Annotated in this window: 26 protein-coding genes, 2 tRNA genes and 1 pseudogene; 22 read left to right on the forward strand and 7 right to left on the reverse strand. The window is 28.2% G+C overall.

Going from position 1 to position 26,099, the window contains the following annotated elements; translation table 4 throughout:
* Positions 1–200 precede the first annotated feature (200 nt).
* The 15 genes from ACWXVQ_RS00160 (at position 201) to ACWXVQ_RS00230 (ending at position 16,441) form a co-directional block, all read left to right on the forward strand.
* A complete protein-coding gene (locus ACWXVQ_RS00160) occupies positions 201–653 on the forward strand; it encodes a hypothetical protein (RefSeq protein ID WP_438340700.1) in 453 nt (150 codons plus the stop codon).
* Positions 646–1,440, forward strand: coding sequence for a F0F1 ATP synthase subunit A (locus ACWXVQ_RS00165; RefSeq protein WP_456013137.1), 795 nt, complete (start codon positions 646–648; stop codon positions 1,438–1,440). The genes ACWXVQ_RS00160 and ACWXVQ_RS00165 overlap by 8 nt, the downstream gene beginning before the upstream one ends.
* Positions 1,441–1,468: 28 nt before the next feature.
* Positions 1,469–1,777 (forward strand): ATP synthase F0 subunit C, encoded by a 309-nt coding sequence (gene atpE, locus ACWXVQ_RS00170; protein ID WP_438340702.1) that lies wholly within the window; start codon positions 1,469–1,471, stop codon positions 1,775–1,777.
* A gap of 42 nt (positions 1,778–1,819) precedes the next feature.
* Positions 1,820–2,350 carry a F0F1 ATP synthase subunit B family protein gene (locus tag ACWXVQ_RS00175; RefSeq protein WP_438340703.1) on the forward strand — a complete coding sequence of 177 codons (531 nt, stop codon included), beginning with the start codon at positions 1,820–1,822 and terminating at the stop codon, positions 2,348–2,350.
* 2 nt (positions 2,351–2,352) lie between these two features.
* A complete protein-coding gene (locus tag ACWXVQ_RS00180; RefSeq protein WP_438340704.1) occupies positions 2,353–2,883 on the forward strand; it encodes a F0F1 ATP synthase subunit delta in 531 nt (176 codons plus the stop codon).
* 13 nt (positions 2,884–2,896) lie between these two features.
* Entirely contained in the window at positions 2,897–4,480 is a 1,584-nt protein-coding gene (gene atpA, locus ACWXVQ_RS00185) for a F0F1 ATP synthase subunit alpha (RefSeq protein WP_438340705.1), read from the forward strand.
* On the forward strand, positions 4,468–5,343 hold the full coding sequence (gene atpG, locus ACWXVQ_RS00190; protein ID WP_438340706.1) for an ATP synthase F1 subunit gamma: 876 nt from the start codon (positions 4,468–4,470) through the stop codon (positions 5,341–5,343). The genes atpA and atpG overlap by 13 nt, the downstream gene beginning before the upstream one ends.
* Entirely contained in the window at positions 5,327–6,793 is a 1,467-nt protein-coding gene (gene atpD / locus ACWXVQ_RS00195; protein WP_438340707.1) for a F0F1 ATP synthase subunit beta, read from the forward strand. The genes atpG and atpD overlap by 17 nt, the downstream gene beginning before the upstream one ends.
* 2 nt (positions 6,794–6,795) lie before the next feature.
* Complete coding sequence (locus ACWXVQ_RS00200; RefSeq protein WP_438340708.1) at positions 6,796–7,167, forward strand: hypothetical protein; 372 nt, start codon at positions 6,796–6,798, stop codon at positions 7,165–7,167.
* Positions 7,168–7,447: 280 nt separating this feature from the next.
* On the forward strand, positions 7,448–10,390 hold the full coding sequence (locus ACWXVQ_RS00205) for a hypothetical protein (RefSeq protein WP_456013138.1): 2,943 nt from the start codon (positions 7,448–7,450) through the stop codon (positions 10,388–10,390).
* A gap of 57 nt (positions 10,391–10,447) precedes the next feature.
* On the forward strand, positions 10,448–12,718 hold the full coding sequence (locus ACWXVQ_RS00210) for a hypothetical protein (protein ID WP_456013140.1): 2,271 nt from the start codon (positions 10,448–10,450) through the stop codon (positions 12,716–12,718).
* A 72-nt stretch (positions 12,719–12,790) separates the two neighbouring features.
* Entirely contained in the window at positions 12,791–14,329 is a 1,539-nt protein-coding gene (locus ACWXVQ_RS00215) for a hypothetical protein (RefSeq protein ID WP_456013142.1), read from the forward strand.
* 91 nt (positions 14,330–14,420) lie between these two features.
* On the forward strand, positions 14,421–15,692 hold the full coding sequence (locus ACWXVQ_RS00220; RefSeq protein WP_456013144.1) for a hypothetical protein: 1,272 nt from the start codon (positions 14,421–14,423) through the stop codon (positions 15,690–15,692).
* On the forward strand, positions 15,670–16,209 hold the full coding sequence (locus ACWXVQ_RS00225; RefSeq protein ID WP_456013146.1) for a hypothetical protein: 540 nt from the start codon (positions 15,670–15,672) through the stop codon (positions 16,207–16,209). The genes ACWXVQ_RS00220 and ACWXVQ_RS00225 overlap by 23 nt, the downstream gene beginning before the upstream one ends.
* Before the next feature lie 156 nt (positions 16,210–16,365).
* Positions 16,366–16,441: transfer RNA gene (locus tag ACWXVQ_RS00230), tRNA-His, on the forward strand.
* Positions 16,442–16,445: 4 nt separating this feature from the next.
* On the opposite strand, the gene ACWXVQ_RS00235 is transcribed toward ACWXVQ_RS00230, so the two are convergent.
* Entirely contained in the window at positions 16,446–17,024 is a 579-nt protein-coding gene (locus ACWXVQ_RS00235) for a thymidine kinase (protein ID WP_456013148.1), read from the reverse strand.
* A gap of 110 nt (positions 17,025–17,134) precedes the next feature.
* On the opposite strand from ACWXVQ_RS00235, the gene ychF reads away from it, so the two are divergent.
* The 6 genes from ychF to ACWXVQ_RS00265 all read left to right on the forward strand — a co-directional run bounded on the left by ychF (position 17,135) and on the right by ACWXVQ_RS00265 (position 20,621).
* Positions 17,135–18,238 carry a redox-regulated ATPase YchF gene (gene ychF, locus ACWXVQ_RS00240; protein ID WP_455994235.1) on the forward strand — a complete coding sequence of 368 codons (1,104 nt, stop codon included), beginning with the start codon at positions 17,135–17,137 and terminating at the stop codon, positions 18,236–18,238.
* Positions 18,239–18,549: 311 nt separating this feature from the next.
* Positions 18,550–19,083: a hypothetical protein gene (locus ACWXVQ_RS00245; protein ID WP_456013149.1), complete on the forward strand. Its 534-nt coding sequence runs from the start codon at positions 18,550–18,552 to the stop codon at positions 19,081–19,083.
* A gap of 32 nt (positions 19,084–19,115) precedes the next feature.
* Positions 19,116–19,265 (forward strand): hypothetical protein, encoded by a 150-nt coding sequence (locus ACWXVQ_RS00250; RefSeq protein WP_456013151.1) that lies wholly within the window; start codon positions 19,116–19,118, stop codon positions 19,263–19,265.
* A 5-nt stretch (positions 19,266–19,270) separates the two neighbouring features.
* Entirely contained in the window at positions 19,271–19,480 is a 210-nt protein-coding gene (locus tag ACWXVQ_RS00255) for a hypothetical protein (RefSeq protein ID WP_456013152.1), read from the forward strand.
* Positions 19,481–19,632: 152 nt separating this feature from the next.
* Positions 19,633–19,797, forward strand: a complete 165-nt coding sequence (locus tag ACWXVQ_RS00260; protein WP_456013154.1) for a hypothetical protein — start codon at positions 19,633–19,635, stop codon at positions 19,795–19,797.
* A complete protein-coding gene (locus ACWXVQ_RS00265; protein ID WP_456002286.1) occupies positions 19,797–20,621 on the forward strand; it encodes a hypothetical protein in 825 nt (274 codons plus the stop codon). Before ACWXVQ_RS00260 ends, ACWXVQ_RS00265 begins: the two co-directional genes overlap by 1 nt.
* A 181-nt stretch (positions 20,622–20,802) precedes the next feature.
* Here the strand turns inward: ACWXVQ_RS00265 and ACWXVQ_RS00270 are convergent.
* The 3 genes and pseudogenes from ACWXVQ_RS00270 to ACWXVQ_RS00280 form a co-directional block, all read right to left on the reverse strand.
* Positions 20,803–21,819, reverse strand: a pseudogene (locus ACWXVQ_RS00270) (IS256 family transposase).
* Positions 21,816–21,998, reverse strand: coding sequence for a hypothetical protein (locus ACWXVQ_RS00275; protein WP_456013156.1), 183 nt, complete (start codon positions 21,996–21,998; stop codon positions 21,816–21,818). The pseudogene ACWXVQ_RS00270 and the gene ACWXVQ_RS00275 overlap by 4 nt, the downstream one beginning before the upstream one ends.
* A gap of 128 nt (positions 21,999–22,126) precedes the next feature.
* A complete protein-coding gene (locus ACWXVQ_RS00280) occupies positions 22,127–23,194 on the reverse strand; it encodes an alanine/ornithine racemase family PLP-dependent enzyme (protein WP_456013158.1) in 1,068 nt (355 codons plus the stop codon).
* 162 nt (positions 23,195–23,356) lie between these two features.
* Between ACWXVQ_RS00280 and ACWXVQ_RS00285 the strand changes: the two genes are divergently transcribed.
* A complete protein-coding gene (locus tag ACWXVQ_RS00285; protein WP_456013159.1) occupies positions 23,357–23,482 on the forward strand; it encodes a hypothetical protein in 126 nt (41 codons plus the stop codon).
* 104 nt (positions 23,483–23,586) lie between these two features.
* Here the strand turns inward: ACWXVQ_RS00285 and ACWXVQ_RS00290 are convergent.
* From ACWXVQ_RS00290 to asnA, 3 genes are all read right to left on the reverse strand, one after another.
* Positions 23,587–23,660, reverse strand: a tRNA-Trp gene (locus ACWXVQ_RS00290).
* A gap of 21 nt (positions 23,661–23,681) precedes the next feature.
* On the reverse strand, positions 23,682–24,827 hold the full coding sequence (gene metK, locus ACWXVQ_RS00295) for a methionine adenosyltransferase (RefSeq protein ID WP_438340729.1): 1,146 nt from the start codon (positions 24,825–24,827) through the stop codon (positions 23,682–23,684).
* Positions 24,828–25,051: 224 nt separating this feature from the next.
* Complete coding sequence (gene asnA, locus ACWXVQ_RS00300; protein ID WP_456013160.1) at positions 25,052–26,032, reverse strand: aspartate--ammonia ligase; 981 nt, start codon at positions 26,030–26,032, stop codon at positions 25,052–25,054.
* Positions 26,033–26,099: the final 67 nt, after the last annotated feature.

The following is a 26,099-nucleotide window of genomic DNA, read 5'->3' on the forward strand; positions in this document are numbered from 1 at the left end:
TTAATTATAACATAATTTAGCACTCTATTGCTTAAAGTGCTAAATAAAGTGCTAAAAAACTATTTTTTCATATTTGATTTTAGGTTTTAAGGATGTATATTTTTTGGCATTATTTTGTGAATATATTTATAAAAACAAAAAATTCAAAAGTAATATAATTTTACATTAGGTTATTAAAATATAAAAATAACCACTTGAGCATGAATAAAACACATGGAAAAAAAATTTGAATAACTTATACTACATTAAATGTTGCGTTGTTGTTAATATTTTCATCAATGTCATTTTTTGACTACTCGTTATTGTTAGGGTATTTAGTGGGTATAGTTAGTTTTTTATTATTTTTATTATCAGTATATGTGATCCTAAAAATTGTGAAAAATAGTATTAATGTTCAAGGCAAAAAACATTATAAAATAAGGATGCTTATTTCTGTTCTTATATTTTTTGCATTGAATATTTTTAATGGAGCAATATTTGCTATTTTTATTTATATTAATACTTACCTTCACAAAGACTATCCCGGTTTAAATGCTGCTTTTTTTCCATTTAATACAATCACAATGACAGCACCTTATATTCTATTGTCCATTTTTTCAATAGTGTGGGCCGTTGTTACTATGGTTAATAAAAGAAAGGAGCTAAATGGATAAATTACTAAAAATTAATTGATTTGGTTCGACAGAAATTAATAGTAATCAAATATTTTCATTAATATCCTTAGTTTTTATTGTTCTTATTTTGTCAGTTTTAATTTATGTAGCAGTAAAACGACAAAAAGTTGACAAGGCACCTAATGCTGCTTTAATCCTAGTTGAAACAGCTATTATCGGCGGAGATAATTTCTTTAGTGATACACATGAATCGAAGTTTGATAAAGCAAATCCATACTTAATATCATTATTTGTGTTTATGTTCTTTGGAAACATATTATCATTAGTTGGTTTTGCTCCGGTTGGCTCGAGTTTATCTGCGGTTTTAGCTGCCACAGTGGTGTCTTGATTAGGAACGGCTGGTGTTGGGATAGCTTATAACAAAATTAAGCATATTATTAAATTGCTAAATCCATTAGAATTTGCTTCAAATTTCTCACCAATTGTTTCTATGACTTTCCGGGTATATGGAAATATCATTGGGGGAGTTGTTCTTGTTTCATTGGCAACAATTTTCTTAAACAATATATGAGCAAAAATTATTGGTCTTGATGTTAGGGCTGAAGCTTCGACATTCAATCCATTTGGTGTTGTGGTATTGCCGGCATTTAATCTTTATTTTGATTTATTTGATGGTATTATTCAAGCATTTGTTTTTGTAGTGTTGACAATGTCATATTGGGCGCAAGCAGCTGAGGAAGACGTTAAGGAAAAACATAAGAAAAAAATTAGAGATTGAAAAAGTAAAATTATCGCTAATAAACAATTAATTCAAGAAAGTAATTAAAATATTTTTAAAAATATAGGAGAAAAAAATGATTGATAAATTAGATAAAATTTCAGATGTTATTAATAGATTTGACCCAAGTAAAGCCGGTGATGCTAGCGGTCAAAATTACCCCTTTGCATACGGTTTAACAATGTTAGGTGCCGGGTTAGCAATCTTTGGAGCTGGATTTGTTTCGATTGGTCAAGGTATGGCCGTTGCTAAAGCCTGTGAAGCTGTTGGTAGAAACCCAGAAGCTTTATCTAAAGTTCGTACTTTATTAATTTTAGGTTTGGCTATTGTTGAAACTGCATCAATTTATTGTTTAGTTATTGCTTTATTATTAATCTTTGTATAGTTAAATTATTTTTTGATTTATATGAGAGTATTAACTTATCTTATGAAAGCCCCTGAAGGTAAAGGGGGAGTTAGTGAAGAATTAGAAAAAACCTTCTCTGGCTTAACATTTAATTGGCCTCTATTTGTTTTTTCTTTAATTGTGTTAATGCTAATAACCATTATTATTACTTTTTTGGTATACAAACCAATTAAGAAAATGGTTAAAAAGCGTCAAGAATTAATTCAAAGTAATATTGATGCTTCAATCAAAGCAAAAGATGAAGCACTAAAAATACAAGAAGAACATGATTTAAAAATAATTGAGGCTACTAATCAGGCAAGAACTATTATCAATAATGCAAAAGCTGAAAGTGAAAGAATTGTAAATAGTGGTTCAGCTATTGCGAAGAAAAAAGCTGAAATGATGTTAGAACAAGCAGAAATTTTGATTAATAAAAAGCGTGTTGAATTCAGTAAAGAGCAAAAGAAAATTATTATGGAAAATGCTGTTGAAATTGCTAAAAAAATTATTGGCCGTGAAATAAAAGATGCCGATAATGTCAAAATGATTAATGAGGTTATTAAGAAATAGATATGACTGAATTAAATGAAGTAATTAATAATTGATCATTTGCCTTATATGATTTAGCTAATGGGTCTGATCAACTTCAGGAAATTACTAATCAGACTGCTGACATTATTAAGGTTTTGAAACAAAATAAAGATTATTTAAAAATCTTAAATTCTTTTGATATAACGGAAGAAAAAAAGTTTATGTTAATTAGTGAGGCTTTTGATTCATACCATCCATATATATTAAATATTATTAAATTAGCAACCAGAAAACATATTGTTAAATATATGGATATTATATTTCATCGCTTTATTGAATTAGCAAATGAAAAATTAAATATTAAGTATGGTTATGTATATTCAGTTAAACCATTAAGTACTGATAAGATGAAAAACCTTGAAAAAAAGATTTCATCTGATCTAAATGCAAAAGTTACTTTAACTAATCATATAGACCCTGATTTAATCGGTGGAATAAGAATAAAAGTAGATGAGTACTTGATTGATAACTCTGTTTTGGGAAAATTAAACAAGATAAAATCATTAGAATAATGAAAGGAAAGATATGGCTTTAAAACCCAGTGATTTATCAGCTATCATTAAAAATCAAATTAAAGATTTCAACGAAACTGTTAGTTATGATGAAGTAGGTAGAGTTATTACTGTTGGTGACGGTATTGCTCTAGTTAGTGGTTTAACTAATGTTGAATATGGTGAATTAGTAATATTTGATTGCGGTATTGTTGGTATGGCCTTAAACCTTGAAGAAGAGTTGGTTGGTGTTGTTGTTACTGGCGATGATCGTAATATTGTGGAAAATTCACATGTCAAAAGAACACACAACGTTATCTCGGTTCAAGTGGGTGACGCTTTATTGGGCCGTGTTATTAACGCCCTAGCATTACCAATTGATGGTAAGGGTAAAATTAATAGCGAAATAAAGCGACCAATTTTCAAAATTGCGCCTGGTGTTATGACACGTAAGGAAGTTTCAGAACCCTTACATACTGGTATTTTGGCAATTGATGCTTTAATTCCTATCGGAAAAGGACAACGTGAACTAATTATTGGTGATAGACAAACAGGAAAAACAGCCATTGCCATTGATGCGATATTAAACCAAAAAGGCAAAGATGTTTATTGTATCTATGTGGCTATCGGCCAAAAAAATTCAACAATTACCCAAATTGTTGATCAGCTTGAAAAGAATGATGCAATGAAATACACAACTATCATTGCAGCATCAGCTTCTGAAAGTGCACCATTGCAATATATAGCACCCTATACTGGTGTAACTATTGCTGAGGAATGGATGGCAAGAGGTAAAAGTGTTTTAATAGTTTATGACGACTTATCAAAACATGCCGTTGCTTATCGAACATTATCTTTATTGTTAAGAAGACCTCCCGGCCGTGAAGCATATCCTGGTGACGTCTTTTATCTACATTCGCAATTACTAGAAAGATCTGCAAAACTAAATAACGATTATGGTGGCGGTTCAATAACTGCCTTGCCAATTATCGAAACACAAGCTGAAGATATTTCAGCATATATTCCAACTAATGTTATTTCAATTACTGATGGTCAGATTTTTACCAAAGAATCTTTATTTAATTCTGGACAAAGACCTGCAATTGATATTGGTTATTCTGTAAGTAGAGTTGGTTCAGCCGCGCAAACCAAAATGACTAAAAAGGTGGTTTCAAGTTTAAAGCTAGAATTAGCTCAATATAATGAAATGCAAGCATTTGCACAATTTGGTTCTGATTTAGACCAAAATACAAGAATTATTTTGGAACATGGTGCTAAGGTCTATGAGTTGTTGAAACAGTCACAATTTTCACCATATTCTCCTGGTCAACAAATTATCTTATTATTCCTTGCTAAGTATCGCTTAATTAATGTAATCCCTAAAAACAACATTATTAAATATCGTCAAGAAATTCTAACTTATTTTGCAACAGAACCTAAAGCAATAAAAATCATGAGAAAGATCGATGAATCTAATGATTGAACTAATGAATTAATTGAAGAAATTTATAATCAAATCATTTTATTTAATGACCTGTTTATAAAGACTATTCCCCTATATAATCCTGAAAACTTTATGCCTATCCCTGAATTACCATGGAAAGCTTGCAAAAAATAAAGCAACGTATTAATTCAATTAATTCTACCAAAAAAATAACGAAGGCTATGGAACTTGTAGCCACTGCTAAGTTTTCAAAAATTAAAAACAAAATTAGTGAGGTTAAATCTTACTTTAAAAATGTTGAAGCTATTTTTATTAATCTTGTAAAAAATTCAACGCAGGATATTGACAAATTATTAAATAAGCATGCATGAAAATTTAGCAATCGTCGTAATTTATATATTATTTTTGGGAGTGATTTAGGTCTATGTGGATCATTCAATTCCGAAATGTATAAAATGATAAATGAAGTTGTTACAGGTGAAGATATTTTGATTGTTATTGGCTCTAAATTGTTAAGCCTAATTGAAAAAAATAAAAAATATCACATTATCCAAACCTTAACACAAATCGGCGATAATCCAACATATGAAATAGCTCAAGTGATTTCAAATAAGATTTATGATGTTTTAGAAATATCACTTTTAAATTCAGTTAAATTAATTTATACCAATTATGAAAACCCATTAAAGGCCGATCCTGTCGTTCAAGAAATTTTTCCAATTTCAGCAAACACGATTGGCAAAATCGAAAAAAATAATCAAAGTTTTCACCAAGATAAAGGGATTAGGGAGATTGTTTTTGAGCCCAACCCTGAAACCATTTTAATTAACTCATTTAGAATATTCTTTGAAGCATCTATTTTTCATGCTTTAACTAATGCAAAATTGGCAGAAACTAGTCAAAGAAGAACAGCAATGGAACAGGCTTCTGATAATGCCGAGGACCTTATTGATGAATTAAAAATTGAATATAATAGTTCGCGTCAATCAAAGATAACACAAGAATTGACTGAAATTGTTAATGGTGTCGGATCTTAAAGAAAGGATAAAGAAAATGACTAATAAAAAAAATAATGAATTAAATTATGGTGTTATTACCCAAATTCTTGGTGCTGTTATTGATGTCAGATTTAAGGAAGGCACTGCACCTAAAATGCTTAACGCCTTGGAAGTTATTGATGAAAAAAACCCTAACAACAAACAAATTCTTGAGGTTGCTCAACATATTGGTAATGACACTGTAAGAACAATAGCCATGAGTTTAACCATTGGTTTAAGACGTGGCATGAAGGTATTGGACCTTAAAAGACCAATTACTGCACCTGTTGGTAAGGAAATTCTTTCAAGAATGTTTAATGTTTTAGGTCAACCTATTGACTTGCTAGGAGGCGATTTTGAGCAACAAATGCCCATCCATAGAAGCGCACCTAGTTTTGAAGAACAAAAATCCACTTTGGAAATATTTGAAACTGGTATTAAGGTTATTGACTTATTAATACCATACATTAAAGGTGGAAAAATTGGTCTTTTTGGTGGGGCTGGTGTCGGCAAAACTGTTTTAATACAAGAATTGATTAATAATATTGCAAAACAACATGGTGGTTTATCAGTATTTGCTGGTGTTGGCGAAAGAACAAGAGAGGGTAATGACTTATACCACGAAATGAAGGCAAGTGGTGTTTTAGATAAAACTGCATTAGTATTTGGACAAATGAATGAGCCTCCAGGCGCTAGAATGAGAGCACCATTTACTGCACTAACTATGGCCGAGTATTTCCGTGATCAAATGGGCCAAGATGTGCTTTTATTCATTGATAATATCTTTAGATTTACCCAAGCAGGTTCAGAAGTTTCGGCATTGCTAGGTAGAATGCCTTCTGCCGTTGGGTATCAACCAACATTAGCAGTCGAAATGGGGCAATTGCAAGAAAGAATTACTTCTACAAATAAGGGATCAATAACATCTGTTCAAGCAGTTTATGTTCCTGCTGATGACCTTACTGACCCTGCTCCTGCGACCACATTTACTCATCTAGATGCGAAAACTGTTTTAGATCGTGATATTGCAGCATTAGGTATTTATCCTGCTATTGACCCATTGGGTTCTAATTCACGTATGATGGATCCTAATATCGTTGGTTTAGATCATTACAATACTGCGAGAGAAGTACAAAATATTTTGCAAAGATTTAAGGAATTACAAGATATTATTGCAATATTGGGTATGCATGAATTATCAGAGGAAGACAAGAAGGTTGTTGCTAGAGCACGTAGAATAAGAAGTTTCCTGTCCCAACCATTTTTTGTTGCTGAAAAATTTAGTGGTATAAAGGGTAGATACATTAAATTACAAGATACCATTAGATCATTTAAAGAAATTTTAAGTGGAAAATATGATGATCTACCAGAAGAAGCATTTTTATATGTTGGTACTATTGAAGATGTTATTGAAAAAGCTAAAAACCTTGGATATGTATTTGACAAATAGTTATGAATGATAAATTCATTGAAATAGTTATAACAACGCCAAATTGTGTATATTATCAAGGTAAAGGTAGTATCGTAACATTTACCACTACTGAGGGGCAAATTGGTCTAATGAAAGATGCTGTTCCATTTTTAGCGGCATTAGTTCCCTCACAAATAATTATTAAAGATCAAGATAACAATAACCGGATTTTTTATATAGATCGTGGGATTGTTGAATTTAGAGATAATTTGCTTTCATTGATTGTCAATAATATTGACGTTAAACCAATTGATACAGAAATCAAGTTTAAAAAAACAAATGAAAAGAAATATACTATTATTGAAGAAGTTGTTTTAAAAAAGAAATTGGCAGAACAAAATAAAAAACTATAAATACAGAGAAATCTGTATTTTATTTATTTTTTTAAGGACTCAAATAAGTTATTGGCGTTAGTTTAACTGCCAGTAGATATTTAAAATATATTAGCTAATATAAAAAACTATAAAAATAACTATAAATTATATTTTTACATTAAACCTAAAGAAAACCCTAAATTTTCTTTAAAAAAAATTCCAAAACAAGTTAGAAAATAATGATTATTTTCACTCTGTACTACAATATATAATATATATAATTAAATTACAACTTAAACTTTCATAAAGGTATTAAAGAATGCGAAAATCTAGTAAATTATTAATAACATTATGTACCCTTAATGTGGGTGCTATTATTGCATCAGTAGGAATTTCTATTTCTACAACTATTAAACAAAAACCAAGAAACGCTCTGATTAAAAAGATTAAAGAAATTCAAGAAGAATTGGTAACTAATAAAAAGCTTAGTGAAGAACAAAAGGTTGCTATTAAACAAGCTATCGAAGAAGCTAATAAGGTTCTTATTGGGCAAAACGTGGATGATACTAATTTTGAAAATGCTATTTCGCAATTAGTTAGTTCATATGAAGCAATCATACAAAATTTTGAACCAGTCCCAGATATTAAAGAAAAGGAAAATTCTAAAAATAGATATAATGCAAAGTTGCAGCAAGCTATGAAATTGTCTTCTATATTAGTTGATTCAAAATATGAAGAAGTTAAGAAAAAAATAGATGGAACTATTCAAAGAAACACCAATTTAATTAATGATAAAACTACAAAGGATCAATATGACCGAGCTGCAAAGGATTTAGAAGATGCTATTACCGAAGCTAATATGCAAAAGAAAATGATTGATGATAGCGAAGATTCTGAATTAGAAAAAGTCAAAAAAGCGTTTGAATCTAAAAAAAGTGAAGCTGATGAATTATCTAAACAATTAATAGAATCCAAATTTGTTGAAGTTAAATCTACATTTGATAAAGAGGTTCAAGAAGCATCGCAAAGCTTATCAACAAAAGATCAATATAATGATGCTATTAATAAATTAGAAGAAGCAATTAACAAAGCCAAAAAAGCCAAAGAAACAATTTTGGAAACTGAAGAGTCAAAAGCAGCTTATGATGCCAAAGTTAAAGAGGTCGAAAAGTTTGAAAATGATAATTTTTTAGATAGTAGATATAGTTCAGTCAAAAACAAATTGCATTCAAAAGTGGAAGAAATAAAAACTAAATTAGGTAGTGGAAAACATACAAAAGCAGAGTATGATGAAGCAACTAGAAAATTGGAAGATGCTATTACTGAAGCTAATAAGCAAAAGAAAATGATTGATGATAGCAAAGATTCTGAATTAGAAAAAGCCAAAAAAGCGTTTGAATCTAAAAAAAGTGAAGCTGATGAATTATCTAAAGAATTAATAGAATCTAAATTTGTTGAAGTTAAATCTACATTTGATAAAGAGGTTCAAGAAGCATCGCAAAGTTTATCAACAAAAGATCAATACAATGATGCTATTAATAAATTAGAAGAGGCAATTAAAAAAGCCAAAAAAGCCAAAGAAACAATTTTGGAAACTGAAGTGTCAAAAGCAGCTTATGATGCCAAAGTTGCAGAGGTTGAAAAGTTTGAAAATGATAATTTTTCAGATAGTAGATATAGTTCAGTCAAAAACAAATTGCATTCAAAAGTGGAAGAAATAAAAACTAAATTAGGTAGTGGAAAACATACAAAAACAGAGTATGATGAAGCAACTAAGGATTTAGAAGATGCTATTACTGAAGCTAATAAGCAAAAGAAAATGATTGATGATAGCGAAGATTCTGAATTAGAAAAAGCCAAAAAAGCATTTGAATCTAAAAAAAGTGAAGCTGATGAATTATCTAAAGAATTAATAGAATCTAAATTTGTTGAGGTTAAATCTACATTTGATAAAGAGGTTCAAGAAGCATCGCAAAGCTTATCAACAAAAGATCAATATAATGATGCTATTAATAAATTAGAAGAGGCAATTAACAAAGCCAAAAAAGCCAAAGAAACAATTTTGGAAACTGAAGTGTCAAAAGCAGCTTATGATGCCGAAGTTGCAGAGGCAGAAAAGTTTGAAAATGATAATTTTTCAGATAGTAGATATAGTTCAGTCAAAAACAAATTGCATTCAAAAGTGGAAGAAATAAAAACTAAATTAGGTAGTGGAAAACATACAAAAACAGAGTATGATGAAGCAACTAAGAAATTAGAAGAGTTAATTGCTAGTGCTTATGATGAAATACTAGAAATTGGAGCTAGATTAAAATTAATAGAAAAATTGCATGAAAAAGTTGCCGAAGCAGAAAGAATTGCTGCTGAGCTCGGTAGTAACAATGAATATAAAAATATTAAAGGCGATTTAGAAAAGGTGGTTAAAGAAAAGAAAGATTCAGTAAATGTGAATAATACTAGACAAGAAATTGGTAATGCAATTAGCGAGGTAGATAAAGCCATCAAAAAAGCTAAGAGTGAGAAGAACAAAATTGACAAAAAATTAAATACTGAAAAAGAAAAAAAGGATGCCGAAGCAGAATTTATGGCCTTGGTAGTAAAGGTCGAAGATTTTTTAAAAACATTAACAAAACCTAGTCAAATGAGTATTAAAACTAATTTAGAAAATGAATTAAATAAGCAAAAACAAATAGTTAATGTCGAATCATCAACACCTAAAAAAATAAAAAACGCAACGGAAAAACTTACAAAAATATTTGAACAAGCTAAGTCGGAAGCAAACAAGGCCGAAGAACCTGATGATGGATTAACGCAAGAACAAAAAGATATAGTTAATAAGTTAAATAGTAAAACATTATTAAAGATAGATAAAATTACAGAAGAAGTTAAAAAACATATTTTGGAAGTACTTAAAGACAATAGCAAAGTATCTGGTGAAAATTTTCATTATTATTTCGGATACATTGAATTTAAAAATAATAGTTTTGAGTTCTCGTCGAAAAAGCCTACTAAAAAGAATAAAAGCAAAATAAAACATAAGAATCTTGGTATCGGATTTTTCAATGAGAAATTTATCAAACTTGTCCATGAAAAGGAAATAATTTTTCCAACTAATAAAACAGGTAAAAGTGCTCGAAAGGCGTTAGCTCTTGAATTAAAAAGTGATGGAAAAATAGTATTGCCATTTAAGTTTAAAGATCATACCAAGGTATATGAAATTGAGTTATTTACAAGCAATGAGAAACCTAGCAACTATAAATAAGTTCAATGAGTTTTAAATATATAATTAGTAATTATTTTTATAAATAAGGAGCACGTAATGAAGTCTAGTAAATTATTAATTGCATTATGCGGAGCCAATGTTGGAACTATTGTCGCAGCCGCGGGAATATCAATCTATACTGTACAACAATCTATGCCTAGAAATGTTTTAATTCAAAAGATTGATCAATATGAAAAAGAATTAAAAACTAATATTTCGTTTAACGAAAACCAGAAGACAAAAATTAAGCAGGCAATAGAAGCTGCCAAGGCTTTTCTTTCTGGCACTTCTTCACAAAATTTAAATTTTGAAAATGCCATTGCGCAATTAGTTAATTCTGTCGAAGAAATTAAACAAAATCCAAATACTGAAGAAATGGATATTGACAAGTTAAAGAGGTTTGCAAAAAAATCGTATAATAACAAGTTACAAGAAGCTAAACAATTACAAATACTATTATCATATCCAAGGTATGAAGCCATTAAATCTAGACTTGATTTATTTATCTATGAGTCAACAAAAAATATAAATGATGACAGCTTAAAAAGCGACTATGACGAAGCAAAACAAAAACTAGAAGTAGCGATAAAAGAAGCTATACAAGCTAAACAAGAAATTGATACTCTCGAAAATACTAAAAATGATTTTAATGACAAAGTTAAAGAAGCAAAAGAACTATCAAACAAGCTTTTAGCTAATAAGTATTATGATGTTAAAGCAAAATTAGATCTATCCATCAAAGAAATAACTAATAATTTAAATAACAAAAGTAAAAAACATGATTATGATGAAGCTAAAATTAAATTACAAATGGCAATAGATGAAGCTTCGAAATTAAAAGAGCAAATTGATTTGGAAGAAAAGAATTTATTGGAAGCTAAAAATAAATATGAAGAAAAAATTAGTGAAGGAGATAAATTATCAAAAGAACTTGATGGTGATTTATACAAAGATATTAAACAAAAATTTGATGAATCATTCAAGAAATTAAAAGATCAAGTTACAAACAAGAGTACTAAACAACAATATGATAGTGCTACAAAGTTAATAACTGAATTAATAGAAAAAACTAAGAATGATAAAAAAACAATTGATGATAAAATACAACACCAATTAGAAGAACAACAACAGATTTTTTATAATAAATTATCCAATGATTTTCTTGATATATATGATGTCGAATTGGCTGGTGACAAATATAAAGATATAAAAGATAAATTACAGGAAGAAGTTCAAGCGATTGTTAATAGTGTTAGTGATAGCAGTACCATTGATGATTTTAAAGAAGCAATAAAAAAACTAGAAAAAGCTTTTGACAATGCAAGAAAAGCAAAAATAGAACTTGATAAGCAAACCACACCAAAGGTTGATGCCAAAAAAGATTATGAAAAAAAATTAAAGGAGGCTGAGCAATTATCAAGTTCTCTTAAGGATACTAAATACGAAAATGTCAAGAAAAAATTAGATGATTTATTAAACCAAATTAAAGCAAAGATTAATGATAAAACTACTGATGAAGAATATAAAAATACAACCAAGGAATTAGAAGCTGCTATCGAATCTGCTAATAATGAAAAAAAGGAAATAGATAAAAAAGAAATTTTAAAACAAAAAATTGATGAAGCAAAAGCTGAATTTAAAAAACTTGAAACTGAAATTACTGAATTTATTCAAAAATCATTAACAAAGCCTGAGCAACAAGATCTTAAGAGCAAGTTAGAAACTGAATTAAATAAACAAAAGCAAAATATAGAAAAAAGTAATTTAACTACTAAAAAGATTAATGCTGAGACTAAAAAACTTAAAAATTTCTTTGAACAAATAAAAAGAGATTCACAAAAGATTGATGAAAAAGTTGAAAATCTAACATCTGCTCAAAAAGTAATAGTAGATAAAATTAATGATAAAAGTATATTAAATCAATCTTCATTAACGGAGACAATAAAGAAAGATATTATAGATATATATAAAGGCAAAAGTAAAATCGTTGATGAGAAGGTTAGAAACTTTTTTGGTTATATTAAATTAAAAAAAGATATATTAGAACTTTCTGAAAAATCAAGTTCAAAGAAAAATAAAATAAAGAAACTTGGAAAAGACTTATTTGCCAAAGAATTTATGGATATGATAAAGTCAAAAGATGTTGTTTATGCCGGTGTGTCAAAAAGCAAAAATGGCCGGAAAGCATTATGCCTTGAATTAAAAGAAGACGGAACTGTCGTATTGCCCTTTAAATTTAACGGACATGAAAAAATTTATGAAATAGTGTTATTCAAAAGTGATGAATTAAAGAATATGCTTAAAACAAATCCTAGCATTATCGAATAATAACAATTTAAATGATTTAATAAATTTGATTAGTAAAAATTTATTTTGAAATTTAGGGAGATTATAAAAAAAATGAAAAAGTCAAGTAAATTATGAATCACGTTAGGTTCTATTACAGGCGCAGTAGTTTTACTTGCTACCGGTTTATCGGTTGGTTTAGTTATGAAAGCAAAACCAAAAAAAGAATTAGCACAACAAATTCAAGCTTTTGAATTAGAATTAGAATCTAATAGTAAGCTTAACGAATCGCAAAAAACCGAGATTAAAAAGGTAATTGATGATGCTAAGAAAGTGTTAAATTCTGACAAATCATCAAATATTAATTTTAGAGAAGCATTATTAAAACTCGTTAGTCAGGTTAGTGAGATTAGGAAAAAAAGCTTTGATTCAAAACCTGATTTATTATTAAGCGAAGCTAAAAAAATATATGAATCTAAATTGAATGAAGCCAACGAATTACTAACTATGCTTTCAAATGATGAATATAAAGAAATAAAAAGAAAATTGGAATCATCTATTAATTTAGCAAAAAAAGAAATTAGCGATAAAAGTACAAAAGAACAGTATGAAAATGCTACTAAATCATTGATAAGTGCTATTGAAACTGCTAATAGTGAAAAACAATCAATTGATGTTCATAATTTAAATAATTCTAATAAAAATTTAGAAAATGCTAAAGAAGAATATGACAAAGTTATTTCTAAAGCTAATGAACTAATTGAAACATTAGAAGCAAAACCTGAATACGCAACTATTAAGAAGACATTAGAAGAAAAAGTTAATAAAAATAAAAAAACGATAACTGAATCAAGTTCTAAGGATGAATTTCTTGCTGCCACAAATGAAATTAATGACGCAATTAATCAAGCTAAGGCAGAAAAGAAAAAAATTGATAATAAATCAAAAACTGATGATACTAAAAAAGAAGCAAAAGCCGATTTTTATAAATTAGAAAATGAAATTAAAGAGTTTATTAAGACATTAAAAAAGCCCGAACAAGATGGTCTTAAAAATAAATTAGAGGCTGAGTTAAATAAACAAAAAAGTATTGTAGATCAGGAAAATACAACTTCTCGCAAAATTAAAGATATTACTAAAAGCCTTAAAAATTTCTTTGAACAAATCAAAAGAGACGCACAAAAACCAGATACTACAGAAGAAACTTTAACAGCCGAGCAAAAGGCATTAGTTGAAAAAATAAAAAACAAAACAATTTTAAATAATAGCACCATTAGTGAGGATGTTAAAAAAGCTATTATTGAAATATACAAATCTCCTAAAAGTCATGATAAAAATGAACACGTGAGATACTTCTTTGGCTATTTAAGCTACAAGAGGCCAAAAAAAGGCCAAGAACCAACCTTGCAATTTTCTGAAAATTCAAAAGGAAAAAAGAAAGATCTTGGGAATTTATTTGCTAAAGAATTTATGGATTTAATAAATAGAAAAGATGTCTTATATGCCGGTTCAAATAGCAGAAGAAAAGCGTTATGTCTTGAATTAAAGGAGGATGGCAAAGTTGTTCTACCTTTTAAGTTTAAAGGCAGCGATAAGATATATGAAATAGAACTATTTACTAGCGATGAATTAAAGAAAATGACAAATAACTAATTTAGTTATGTTATAAATTAGATAAGTCCTGTACAATAAATGAATTGCACTAATAATAATTTTTGCGCTAAAAATGTGGGAGAAAATTAAAATGAAAAAATCGAGTAAATTACTAATTTCGTTAGGTTCTATTACCGGTACAGCTGTCGTGCTTGCAACCGGTTTATCAGTAGGGATCGTGTTACATGCTAAACCTAAAAAAGAGCTATCTCAGCAAATCGAAACCTTTGAGCAAGAATTAAAATCTAATAAGAAACTTAATGATTCACAAAAGTTAGAAATTAAAAAAGCTATCGATAACGCTAAAAAGGTGCTAAATTCTGATAAGTCAACAAATTCCAATTTTAAGGATGCGTTATTAAAGTTAGTTAGTCAAGTTAGCGAAATTAAGAAAAATACTATAGATGTAAAAAATAATAATTCATTAGAAGCTGTTAAATCCTTATATAACACTAAATTGGATGAAGCAAATAAGTTATTATCCTCGTTGCTAGATGATAGGTATAAGGAAGCTAAAATTAAACTTGAATCATCTATTAATACTGCTAAAAAAGAAATTTCTGACAAGTCTAGTGTTGAGCAATTCAAGCAAGCAGCAAATAAAATAGCCAATGCTATTGATTCTGCTAAAGAATCCAAACAAATGATAGATGGACAACACGGTAGTGATAATACAAATAATATTTTAGAAAAAACAAAACAAGAATATAAAAAGCAAAAAGATATCATCGATGATCAATTAACATATTTGAGTGGTCCTAAGTATGCGGAAATAAAGTCCATGCTTGAAAAGGAAGTTAATGAAATAGTTAAAAATATTAATGATAATAGTACTGCTGAACAATTTGAAGCAGCAACTAAAAAGTTAAAAGATGCATCAGAAAAAGCAAAAAAAATGGCTGAACCAATCGATGATGAAATCGAGGCAAGAGTTGAATTTGATAATAATCTTAATGCCGCTAAAAAAATAAGCAAGGAATTGGAGTCAGATTCTAGATATAAAGCAATAAAGGATGAATTGGATAAAGTCATTCAAGAAAATGAAAATGCTATTAATGATAAAAGTACTAAGGAGCAAATTGATTCTATTTCATCAGTATTAATTGAAGCTACACTTAAAGCCAAAAATGCAAAAAGGGATATTGATGATGCACAACAAGAAAAAGATTCTAAGCTACAAGCACTAGCTTCATTCAATAAAATAGCTAAAGAAGTGGAAGATTATTCAAAAACTCTTACTAACCAAAAACATGATGATATTAAAAAGCAATTAGACGATGAATTAAGAAAACAACAGGAAGTTGTTAAACAAGATAATTCAGATTTTGAAAAAATAGAAGATGCTACCAAAAAAATTGTCTAATTTACTTGAGCAAGCAAAAAACAACTTAAATAAAAATACAGATGCCAAGAAAAAACAACCGGATGCAAATGCCAAGGAAAATCTAACTGAGGAACAACAAAAAATAGTTGATAAAATAAATAATAATTCAATTGTATCAACTAGTTCAATTACTGAAGATGTTAAAAATGCAATTATTACTATATCAAAAGGAAATAGTAGGTTATCAAATGAAAGAGAACATCATTACTTTGGTTATGTTACTTTTGATCAAAAAAATGATTTTATGTTCTCCGAAAAGAAACCCAACAAGAAAAACAAAGCAAAAAACCTTGGATCAGGAATTTTCTCAAAGGATTTCGTTGATCTTTGGCGTAAAAAAGAAATACTTTTTGCAAATAATTCTAATAAGAAAAATAGTAGAAAAGCACTTTGCTTAGAAAAGAAAGCAGATGGTAAAATTGTTCTTCCATTTAAGTTTAAAGGTCACTCTACTATTTATGAAATTGAACTTTTTCAATTAGATACAAAAGCTTAATTTATCAAAAAAACACGCAAAATAAATGTGTGTTTTTTTGATTGCGACTACTAAAAACTCAAACTTATAAAATTTGCTTTACATTGTAGATAATAAACCTAAAATTTGTAAAAAAACGTTTATTTATGTTAAAATAATAAAGCAATTTAGAAAATGGCGTTCGTGGCGAAGTGGTTAACGCTCCGGGTTGTGGCTCCGGCATACGAGGGTTCGATCCCCTTCGAACGCCCCATTTTTTATTTTATTTTTTGAACATTTTCACCTAATAAATGACACTTACGACATCTAGCTTCATATTCATTGTAATTACCTAATAAATTTAAACTCTTATTTTTTATTTTTCTATATGAAGTAGTTGCAACATTTTGACATATTACGCAAATAGCATGCAATTTAGTAATTGTTTCAGCAATAGCCATTAAATTAGGCATCGGTCCAAAAGGTTGACGTCGATAATCTTGGTCAAGTCCAGCAATTATTATTAAATATCCCCTGTTTGCCAAATCATCGGCCACTGAAATTAAATTATTTCCAAAAAAATGAGCCTCATCAATTAAAATTGCATCATATTTAGCTTTGTCAAGCAATTCATAAATATCTTCAATTTGTTTAATTGAAAAAGTTCTTTCTTTTAATCCACAGCGACTTACTATTTCGCTATCAGAAAAACGATTGTCATATTCAGGCTTAATTACTAAACTATTAAATTTAGCATATGATAATGTTCTTAATCTTCTTAGTAGTTCCTCAGTTTTCCCACTAAACATGGGACCTGTGATAATCTCAATCATACCTTTTGAGAATCTTTTATACATAATAAACCTACCTTAAATTCTGTGAGTTATTTATTGTTATAATAATAAATTATTTTCTTATATTACATTAAAATTATTAGTATAAATTTTTTTCTTTATTGGAGGTTTTTATGTCATTAAAAGCAGGGATTGTAGGATTACCAAACGTTGGAAAAAGCACACTTTTTTCAGCCTTAACATTAAATGAAGCAGAGTCAGCTAATTACGCATTTACTACTATTGAACCTAATATTGCAATAGTTAATTTAGAAGATTCAAGATTATATAGTTTAGCATCTCTTGTTAATGCTAGAAAAATTGTTCCAGCAACATTTCAATTTGTTGATATTGCCGGACTTGTCGAAGGGGCCTCGAAGGGTGAGGGATTAGGTAATAAGTTTTTATCTAACATCCGTGAAGTGGATGCAATAGTACACGTAATTAGATGTTTTGAAAATGATGATATAGTTCATGTGAGAAATCATATTGATCCATTGGCCGACCTAAAAATAATTAATTTAGAACTAATTTTAGCAGATTTGCAGATGGTTGAAAATGTTCTAGGGCGTATTGGCAAAAAGGCAATTAACTCAAATGATAAGGAATTAAAAAAAGAATATGAACTTTTGGTTAGAATTAAAGATTATTTATCTGATGAAAAAATGCTAAAGGATATTGACTTTTCATCTGAGGAATTGGCAATTATTAAAAATTATCAATTTCTTACAATTAAGCCTACTATTTATGTTGCTAATCTTGATGCAAATTCATATAAAAATCTATCAGAAGCAAAACATTTTTTAAGATTAAAACAAGAATTAGAAAAAAATAATGAATATATAATTCCAATTTGTATAAAAATTGAATATGAAGTATCTAGCTTTTTAAATGAAGAAAAAACAATGTTTTTAAATGAATATAATATCGATAAATCCGGACTTGCCGAACTTATATCTAAGAGTTTTTATTTATTAGATCAAGCTACCTATTTCACTGTTGGAGAAGTTGAAACAAGAGCTTGAGTGTTTAAAAAAGGAATGAATGCAGCTGAATGTGCCGGGATTATTCATACTGATTTTGAAAAGAAATTCGTTAAAGCTGAGGTTATTAAGTACGATGACTATATTGCTTGTGGTGGTGAAAAACAAGCGAAAGAAGCAGGTAAAATGATGCTAGAAGGCCGAAATTATCTAATGAAGGATGGAGATGTTTGTTATTTTAAGATAGCTAAATAAAATTACAAAAGAAATTTTTATATTGTATTTGTTTATTGAAGACAGGGATAATATATTAATTTTTTATTTAATGTTTTAATTTTTAAAATATTAAATTGTAAGAATGAAGTATTTTATTAATGAATATTTTATAAAAAATAAAGGTTAATAATAGAACCAATAGGCCTAAAACTAGTTAGGGTTTTGGGTCTATTTTTTGATATTAAATATGTATTTTTTGTAAAAAACGCCTCATTTATTGTTGAAAAAATTTAAAGTTTTAAAATTAAGTTAAGGGGGATATATGAAAAAGATAAGTTTTTTTATCAGGAATGCCGCTAGTGGTTAGTCCAATATTAGCTATCTCTTATACTAAAAATAGTAACAATACAGATAAAGCATTAGAAATAACATATAAGGAAAAAGTTGGTGCTTATTGTTTGTGTGATTTTATAAGACTAACAGGGCGACAAGATACCAAAATTAAATTTATATCAGGTAATTTTTTTAATATTGATAAATATAACTATATAGTCGGCTATGAAAATGGTGGTTATTCAATCTTTGATCATGGCAGAGAAAAAATAGTAGAAGTTAATCCTTATTATATTTTTACGCCAGAAATGATGCTAATGTTTCCTAATAAGGATGCAATAATATTAAGAAATAGCGAAACATCATTTGATTATACAAATATTCGCGATAGGGATAAACCATTTCCTGGTGACGTTCATAGGTCTATTAAGAAAACCAAAAATGTGACCGATGATTGAAAAGATCAATCTAAAAAAATTGAAAAAAATTTTAAAAATGTTAATTTTAGCAATTTTAATATTTGGAATTTAAGCACCGTAAAAAAATTCTAGTTTAACAGATTTCAAGAAAAATGGTATAAGAAATGAATACAACGGTTTTTTATATGCTGATGATGAAATTGGGTATTCATGATTTTTTAAATCAAACAACAATAAGGTTTTTGGAATTAATGATGCTAAATATTACACAAACGAAGAAGACTGAGACGGAATATGCGGCTATATTGCCATAAATCAGATGATACTTTACAATAATTATTTTTTAAATCCTAGATATTTAGGATTTCAAAAAGAAGAAAAATATATAGATAAAACAAAACCCTTTTATGCAGGAATAATATATGATTATGACACAATGCCATGGGAAATTATAAATGGTGATTTTGTTTATGATTATGAGTATGAAAAAAACTCACCAGCTCAGAACATATTTTTCCAATTTAACTAATAATGAAAAAGTTAAATATTTAAAAGAAAATTGTTTTTCTCCAAAATTAAATGATGTTTATATGGAAGATCTTTTAGAAAAATTTAAATTCAAGAAGGGTACAACATACTGAAATAGGAAAGAAATTATTAAAAATCTATTAAACAAAAAATATGTTGATTATACATTTAGTTATTGATACAAATAACATTAAATGGCTTGAATATTTAGAAAATAAAAATCAAGGTGAATTAGGAAAATATTTTTGGGATGGTGCTAATTTTGTTACTGGAAGTGAAATTACAGAAAGATTAAAGGATTGCGAGTTAATAAAATAATGAAAAAGAAAACAAAAATTGCATTAATAGGCGCGCTAGTGCCAACTGTTGTGATTGGTGCTCCATTGCTTGGCTTTAGCATATATTCGGTGATAACACATTTAGATCGTCTTAATATGCCAATCGGACCATCAATGCCTCATAGAAATTATTTAGAAGATGTAACTCTTTATAAGGATGCCTTTAAGGGCGATAACATTTTAATTAAAAATCCTTTTAAAAAATATGAATTTAAAACCTCTAATAAAATAGAGGAAGTTAAAAAATATATAAATAGCATTAAGAAAGAGGGTTTTTATGTTATCCCATTGAAAATTAAACTTATAAATACATCAAAAGATAATAAAGGAGATTTTAGAGAAGAATTTGAAGAAAAAATATCAAATTTAAAGGATATAGTGCTATTTTATCTTCCTAAAAAAATGATTACTCAATTTCTACCTTATGGGTTTGAATTTGAGCAATGATATGCTACACCATTTCAGGATTTAGAAGATTTTAAAATTTTTAAAACAAGCTCAGAAGACACTTATAAAGACGTAACAAATTGAAAAAAAACAATTCATTCACCTTATCCTAGTTTTTTACAAACAAGATCTTTTCTTTCGGCTATTAATAAACATAAGGTTAAATATAATGATAAGGAATTGGACATTGCAGATATTATAATAATCGGAATAGATAACGATAAAAAAGATGCAACTTTAAAAATTTTTATAAATAGATACATACCTAGTGATTATTCAAAAATAAAGGAATATGAAGAATTGAAAGCAAAGGATGGTAACGAAAAAGAGATAAATATTTATAATTTGCATTATTAATAGGTCGTGTAGTAAATTTTGTGTAAATTTATCTTCTGCTTACTTTTTGAGTAAGAGATTTGAGAATAGCTTACATAAATCTAAATTTATTATGTAAAAATAACCAAATAACATAACAAAATCGGAGAATTTAATCTCCGAAATGTTATTTGGTTATTTTAAATTATTATTATTATTATTATTATTCGAAAATTATTTGCAATTGGTTATAAACAACCCCTCAGTCAGAAACGGATTTACCTCATTTTTCAACTTGATTTTGAATTGTAAAATAAACTATCTTTATTAAAGAGTCATCAGTAGGAAATGAAGTTTTATTTTTAGAAATTTTTCTAATATTTCTATTTAAATTTTCAATAACATTTGTTGTATAAATTAGTTTTCTAATTTCCGCTGGAAAATTAAAAAAAGTAACTAATTCATCGAAATTATTTCTTCAACTTTTGACTGCATAATGATATTTAGAATCTCATTTTTGTTCAAAAATTTCAAGAAATCTTGAAGCCTCATCCAGGTTGCTGGATTTATAAATATTTTTCATATCTTGGGTAAATTCTTTTAAATCTTTATAGTTAACATGTTTTGTCGAATTTCTTATTTGATGAACTATGCACTTTTGAATTTGTGTTTTAGGATAAACAGCTTTGATTGCTTCGCTAATTCCCACTAAATTATCACTCGCCATGAGATATATCTCATGAATGCCCCTTAATTTAAGGTCATTTAGTACTTGAATTCAATATTTTGCACTTTCAGATTCCCTAATTTCGAACCCAAAACATCCTATATCCTTCCAAAGAGTATCTCATAACTATGTAAACTGACTTTTTAACAAGTTTATTTTCTTCTTTAACTTTAGCCTTATTCCATCAATAAAAACCATGGCATAAGTTTTTTCTAAAGGTCTATTTCTTCACTTTGTTATGTGTGAAATTATCTTATCAATTACTCTGTTAACGAAGGTAGCATCAACTTTAACCCTATAGATTTCCTTAATAATTTGAGAGATATCTCTCGTTGAAATTCCTTTTGAATAAAGACCCATAATTTGGCTTTCAATTTTAGAAATATCATACTGGTATTTTGGAATTATTGTTGGTTCAAATTCAGAGTTTTCCCTCGGAATTTGAAGTTCAATTTCACCTAAATTTGATCTTAGATTTTTAGAATAACTACCATTTCAATAGTTATCTTTTATCGCTTTTTCATGCTCATATCTATCGTAACAAGGTGTTTTTTCATTTCTTCTTCTGGTATTATTTGAATAAGATCTTTGGTATTTTGCTTAATAATTTTGCAAACCTTTTCCTGAGTTGCTGGTTTATATTTATCATATAATTCTTTTACGCTTAGCATTTTAATTTCTTTTTTTGGCATATTAAAAAATCTTCTATATAAATATTTTAATTTTAAATATTTGCTATTAGGAGATTTTTACACAAAATTATCTACAGTCCCAAAAAATCTTTTTTCAATAAGTTTGGTTATTTTTTACAAAAATTAAACTATTTTTCAAATTCTTTAATTACATATGAAGAATTGAATAGATATAATAAACTTCCTCAGTCAAGACCAAAAGTAACGATGTCACCGGCTTTATATTCAATATTTGAATCTTGAGCGTTGATAATCATATGATCTGAAGATCCACCTAAAATTTTTAGTTTTTCATCATATGGGATCATGGCATCAAACATTGTATCCAATTTACCGATTGCCAAAATAATTCTTTTTATATCACCAATGTCTTCAAAATAAGGAACATGTCCAAACGCATCAATTCCACAAGCACCAATTGGCATTGAGCTTTTATAATCAACTTCAACAACTTCAACTTCGCATCTAAATGCATCACGATACATTCCATCAATTGTTTGACGATACATATCTTCAGTACCAAAAATCATTGCAAAACCCATTCTTAAAACATTGATTTCTTCTGGCATACGATTTTCTCACACCATATGTAAACTCAATGAGTTTCCGCCTGACATATGAGTTAATTTGATATTAAGTTCACCCTCAATTTGATGTTGGATTTCAACGAATTGTTTCATTGTTTCATCAGATGGTATTCTAGCACCATAACACCCAAAATTGCATCCTAAACCAATTAATTTAACACCTTTCATTTCATTAATTAATTTAGCTGATTTTAAAGCATCTTCTGGCAAAACACCTTCTCTTCTATCGCCTAAGTCCACCATTAAAACAATTTCATGTGGCTTTTTATTGTTTTTTAAACAATAATCACTAATTTTTTTAATAACATCTAAATCGCCATTTAATGATGAATCACATAATTCAATCATTTTTGGTATTTCAGAAATCATTGGTATTCTTAAAAGTTGTTTGTGACCTGGTATATCTTTATATATTTCAAAATTATCTAGCCGTGAATCTCCAAAGTTTTTTATGCCGGCATCAGCATACAATTCCGCCATTCTTCTATTTCCACAAAAACCTTTAGTTACTGCTAAAACTTCAATATTTTTAACCTTGCAAATTTCGATTGCTCTTCTAACGTTAGTTTTGAATTTAGTTTCATTAATAATAATTTTTGGGTATCCCATTTTTATTCCTTTATTTTAATTTAATTCCTATATTATTTGCTATTTTTAATAATTATAAATTCTTTTTTGCCATTTCTTAATAAGGCATATTTTTGTTCGTAATTTGTAAATTCTCAATTATTTTGCAACATCCTATAGTTTAAAATAATTATAGGAGTTAATGTGAAATATAAAAAAATAGAAATCCAGAATTTAACAGATTTTGAGAAAAAAAGAAAAGATATTTATACCGATATAACTAATGAAAAAATTAAAAATAAACCAAATCGCCATAAAACATGAAGTTAGCCGTTTTACATTTCCTATTAAATCTATTAATAAAAAATGCTTTACTTTTTTAAAAAAACAAGATACATTTGTAATGCATCTTGTTTTATAACAATTTTATGATATGGCAGGGGATGCAGGAATCGAACCCGCACAAATGGGTTTGGAGTCCATTGTTCTACCATTAAACTAATCCCCTAGACACATATAAAATTATAATTTATCTTTTTATATTTTTAAAGAAATCTTTTATTTCATTTATTTTGTCAATTTTTTCTCAACTTAAATTAAGGTCATTTCTACCAAAATGACCAAAAGTTGCGGTTGGTAGAAAAATTGGATTTAATAAATTTAGTGTGTTTATAATTCCTTCAACACTTAAATCAAATAATTTATAAACGGCATTAATTATTTCCTGTTCTGTATATTTAGAAGTACCAAAAGTCTCAATATAAATTGATTGTGGTCTAGGCAATCCTATGGCATAAGATAATTGGATTTCCATTTTTTTTGCAATGCCAGCAGCAACAAAATTTTTGGTTATATATCTTGCCATATATGCTGCAGAACGGTCTATTTTGGTTGCGTCCTTACCTGAAAACGCCCCACCACCATGTCTTGCAAAACCACCATAAGTGTCGACAATTATTTTTCTACCAGTCAAACCAGTATCTCCGGTTGGCCCCCCTATTACAAATCTACCGGTGGGATTTATTAATAATTCATAATCTAAATTGAAATTATGTTCTTTTAAAACATAGTCAACGATATTTGTTTTTATAAAGGTTTTAAATTTATCATAATTAAAATTTTCCTCATGTTGAATTGACATTAAAACTTTTTTAATAGTATATGTATTTTTTTTATCATCATATTCAACTGTGACTTGGCTTTTCATATCTGATTTTGCATATGGAAATTTTTTATGTCTTCTTAAATTTTCGGCACGCTTTACTAATTCATGAGCTAGCACAATAGGTCATGGCATATAATACTCATTTTCGCAAGTGGCATAACCAAACAAAATCCCTTGATCGCCAGCACCTAATTCTTTATTGTTGTCCTTGTTTACTCCTTGAGCAATATCAGGACTTTGTTCAGTAATTGCGTTAATTATTTTAAAATCGTTTTCCTTATAGCCTAAATTTTTAAGTATTTTTCATGCTTCCTTAATAGTATCAATATAACCTTTTGTTGAAATTTGGCCACCAATATATATGAGGTCATCATTTGCTATAACGTCACATGCTACTCTTGAATATTTATCTTGCTTTAATAAAGCATCGACAATTGCATCTGAAATTTGGTCACAAATTTTATCTGGGTGTCCCGCACCCACAGATTCGCTTGTTAATAATCTCTTCATTGTATTTCTCCTTTAAATTTCTATAGCTATAATTAAAAACATAAAAAAACAACTCTATTTTATAGGTTGTTTTTTGACTAAATAAACTTACAAATGATACATGTTAGATTTTTTGTAAAAATCTCTGACTATCCACCTTATTCTATATGAACAGGTTGGCATGTTTCATCGCCGTCAAGCTAACAACTCTTTATGTATTTTAATTATGATAAAAGTATATCATTTTATAAGAGAATTATGCCATTTTCACTGATCGTTTTTTTAGTCTCATCATTTCAAATGCTAACTTGAACTTCACCAATATGTCTTTTTTCTAATAAAAACATTGCAATTCTTGATTGCCCTAGTCCTCCACCGATAGTTAAAGGCAATTTGTTTTCTAAAATAGCCTTATGATATGGACTTATTTTTGCTATTTCATAATCACTTAGTTGATATTGTTTTCTTAGTGAATCACCATCCACTCTAATTCCCATACTGCTTAGTTCCAAAGCGATATCGTTGATTGGATCATAGACAATTAAATCACCATTAAGCATCCAATCATCATAGTCCTTAGCTCTTTTTGAATGTGGCTTATTATCATTTAATAGATAACCAATTTGGTAAATAAAAATAGCTTTGTGTTCTTTTGCTATCTCGTATTCTCTCTCCTCAGGCGAAATATTTGGATAGAGATTATATAGTTCATTTGAACTAATAAAGAAAATTTTTTCTGGAAGTTTTGTTGCGAAAATTTGATAAATTTTATTAATTGTTTTTTCTGTTTCTTTAAGGCATTTATATATTTTTTTAACAACCTTTTTAAGAAAATTAATATTACGATCCTTTTTATTTATAACTAATTCTCAATCTCATTGGTCGACATAAAAAGAATGGGTTTTATCAATATTTTCTTGTTGTCTTATTGCGTTCATATCAGTATAGATACCTTCATAAACGTTAAAATTATATCTTGCCAGGGCATCTCTTTTTCATTTTGCTAGTGAGTGAACAATTTCGATATCTTCATTAATATTTTTAGGTCTAAATATAACTGGTTTTTCTCCTGAGAGACCATCATTTAAGCCACTACTACTTCTTAGAAACATAGGTGCCGATACTCTTGTAAGATTTAAGGCTTTTCTTAATTTATGTGAAAAAACGTCTTTTAGTTTTTCAATCGCAAACTGAGTTTCTTTTAATGTTAAACATGTTTTTTTCATAAAAGAATTTTAACAAATTAAACAAAAAAGTCCATTGAAAAATGAACTCTCTTTTAATTTATATTAA

The organism is Mycoplasma sp. 527 (assembly GCF_053851595.1).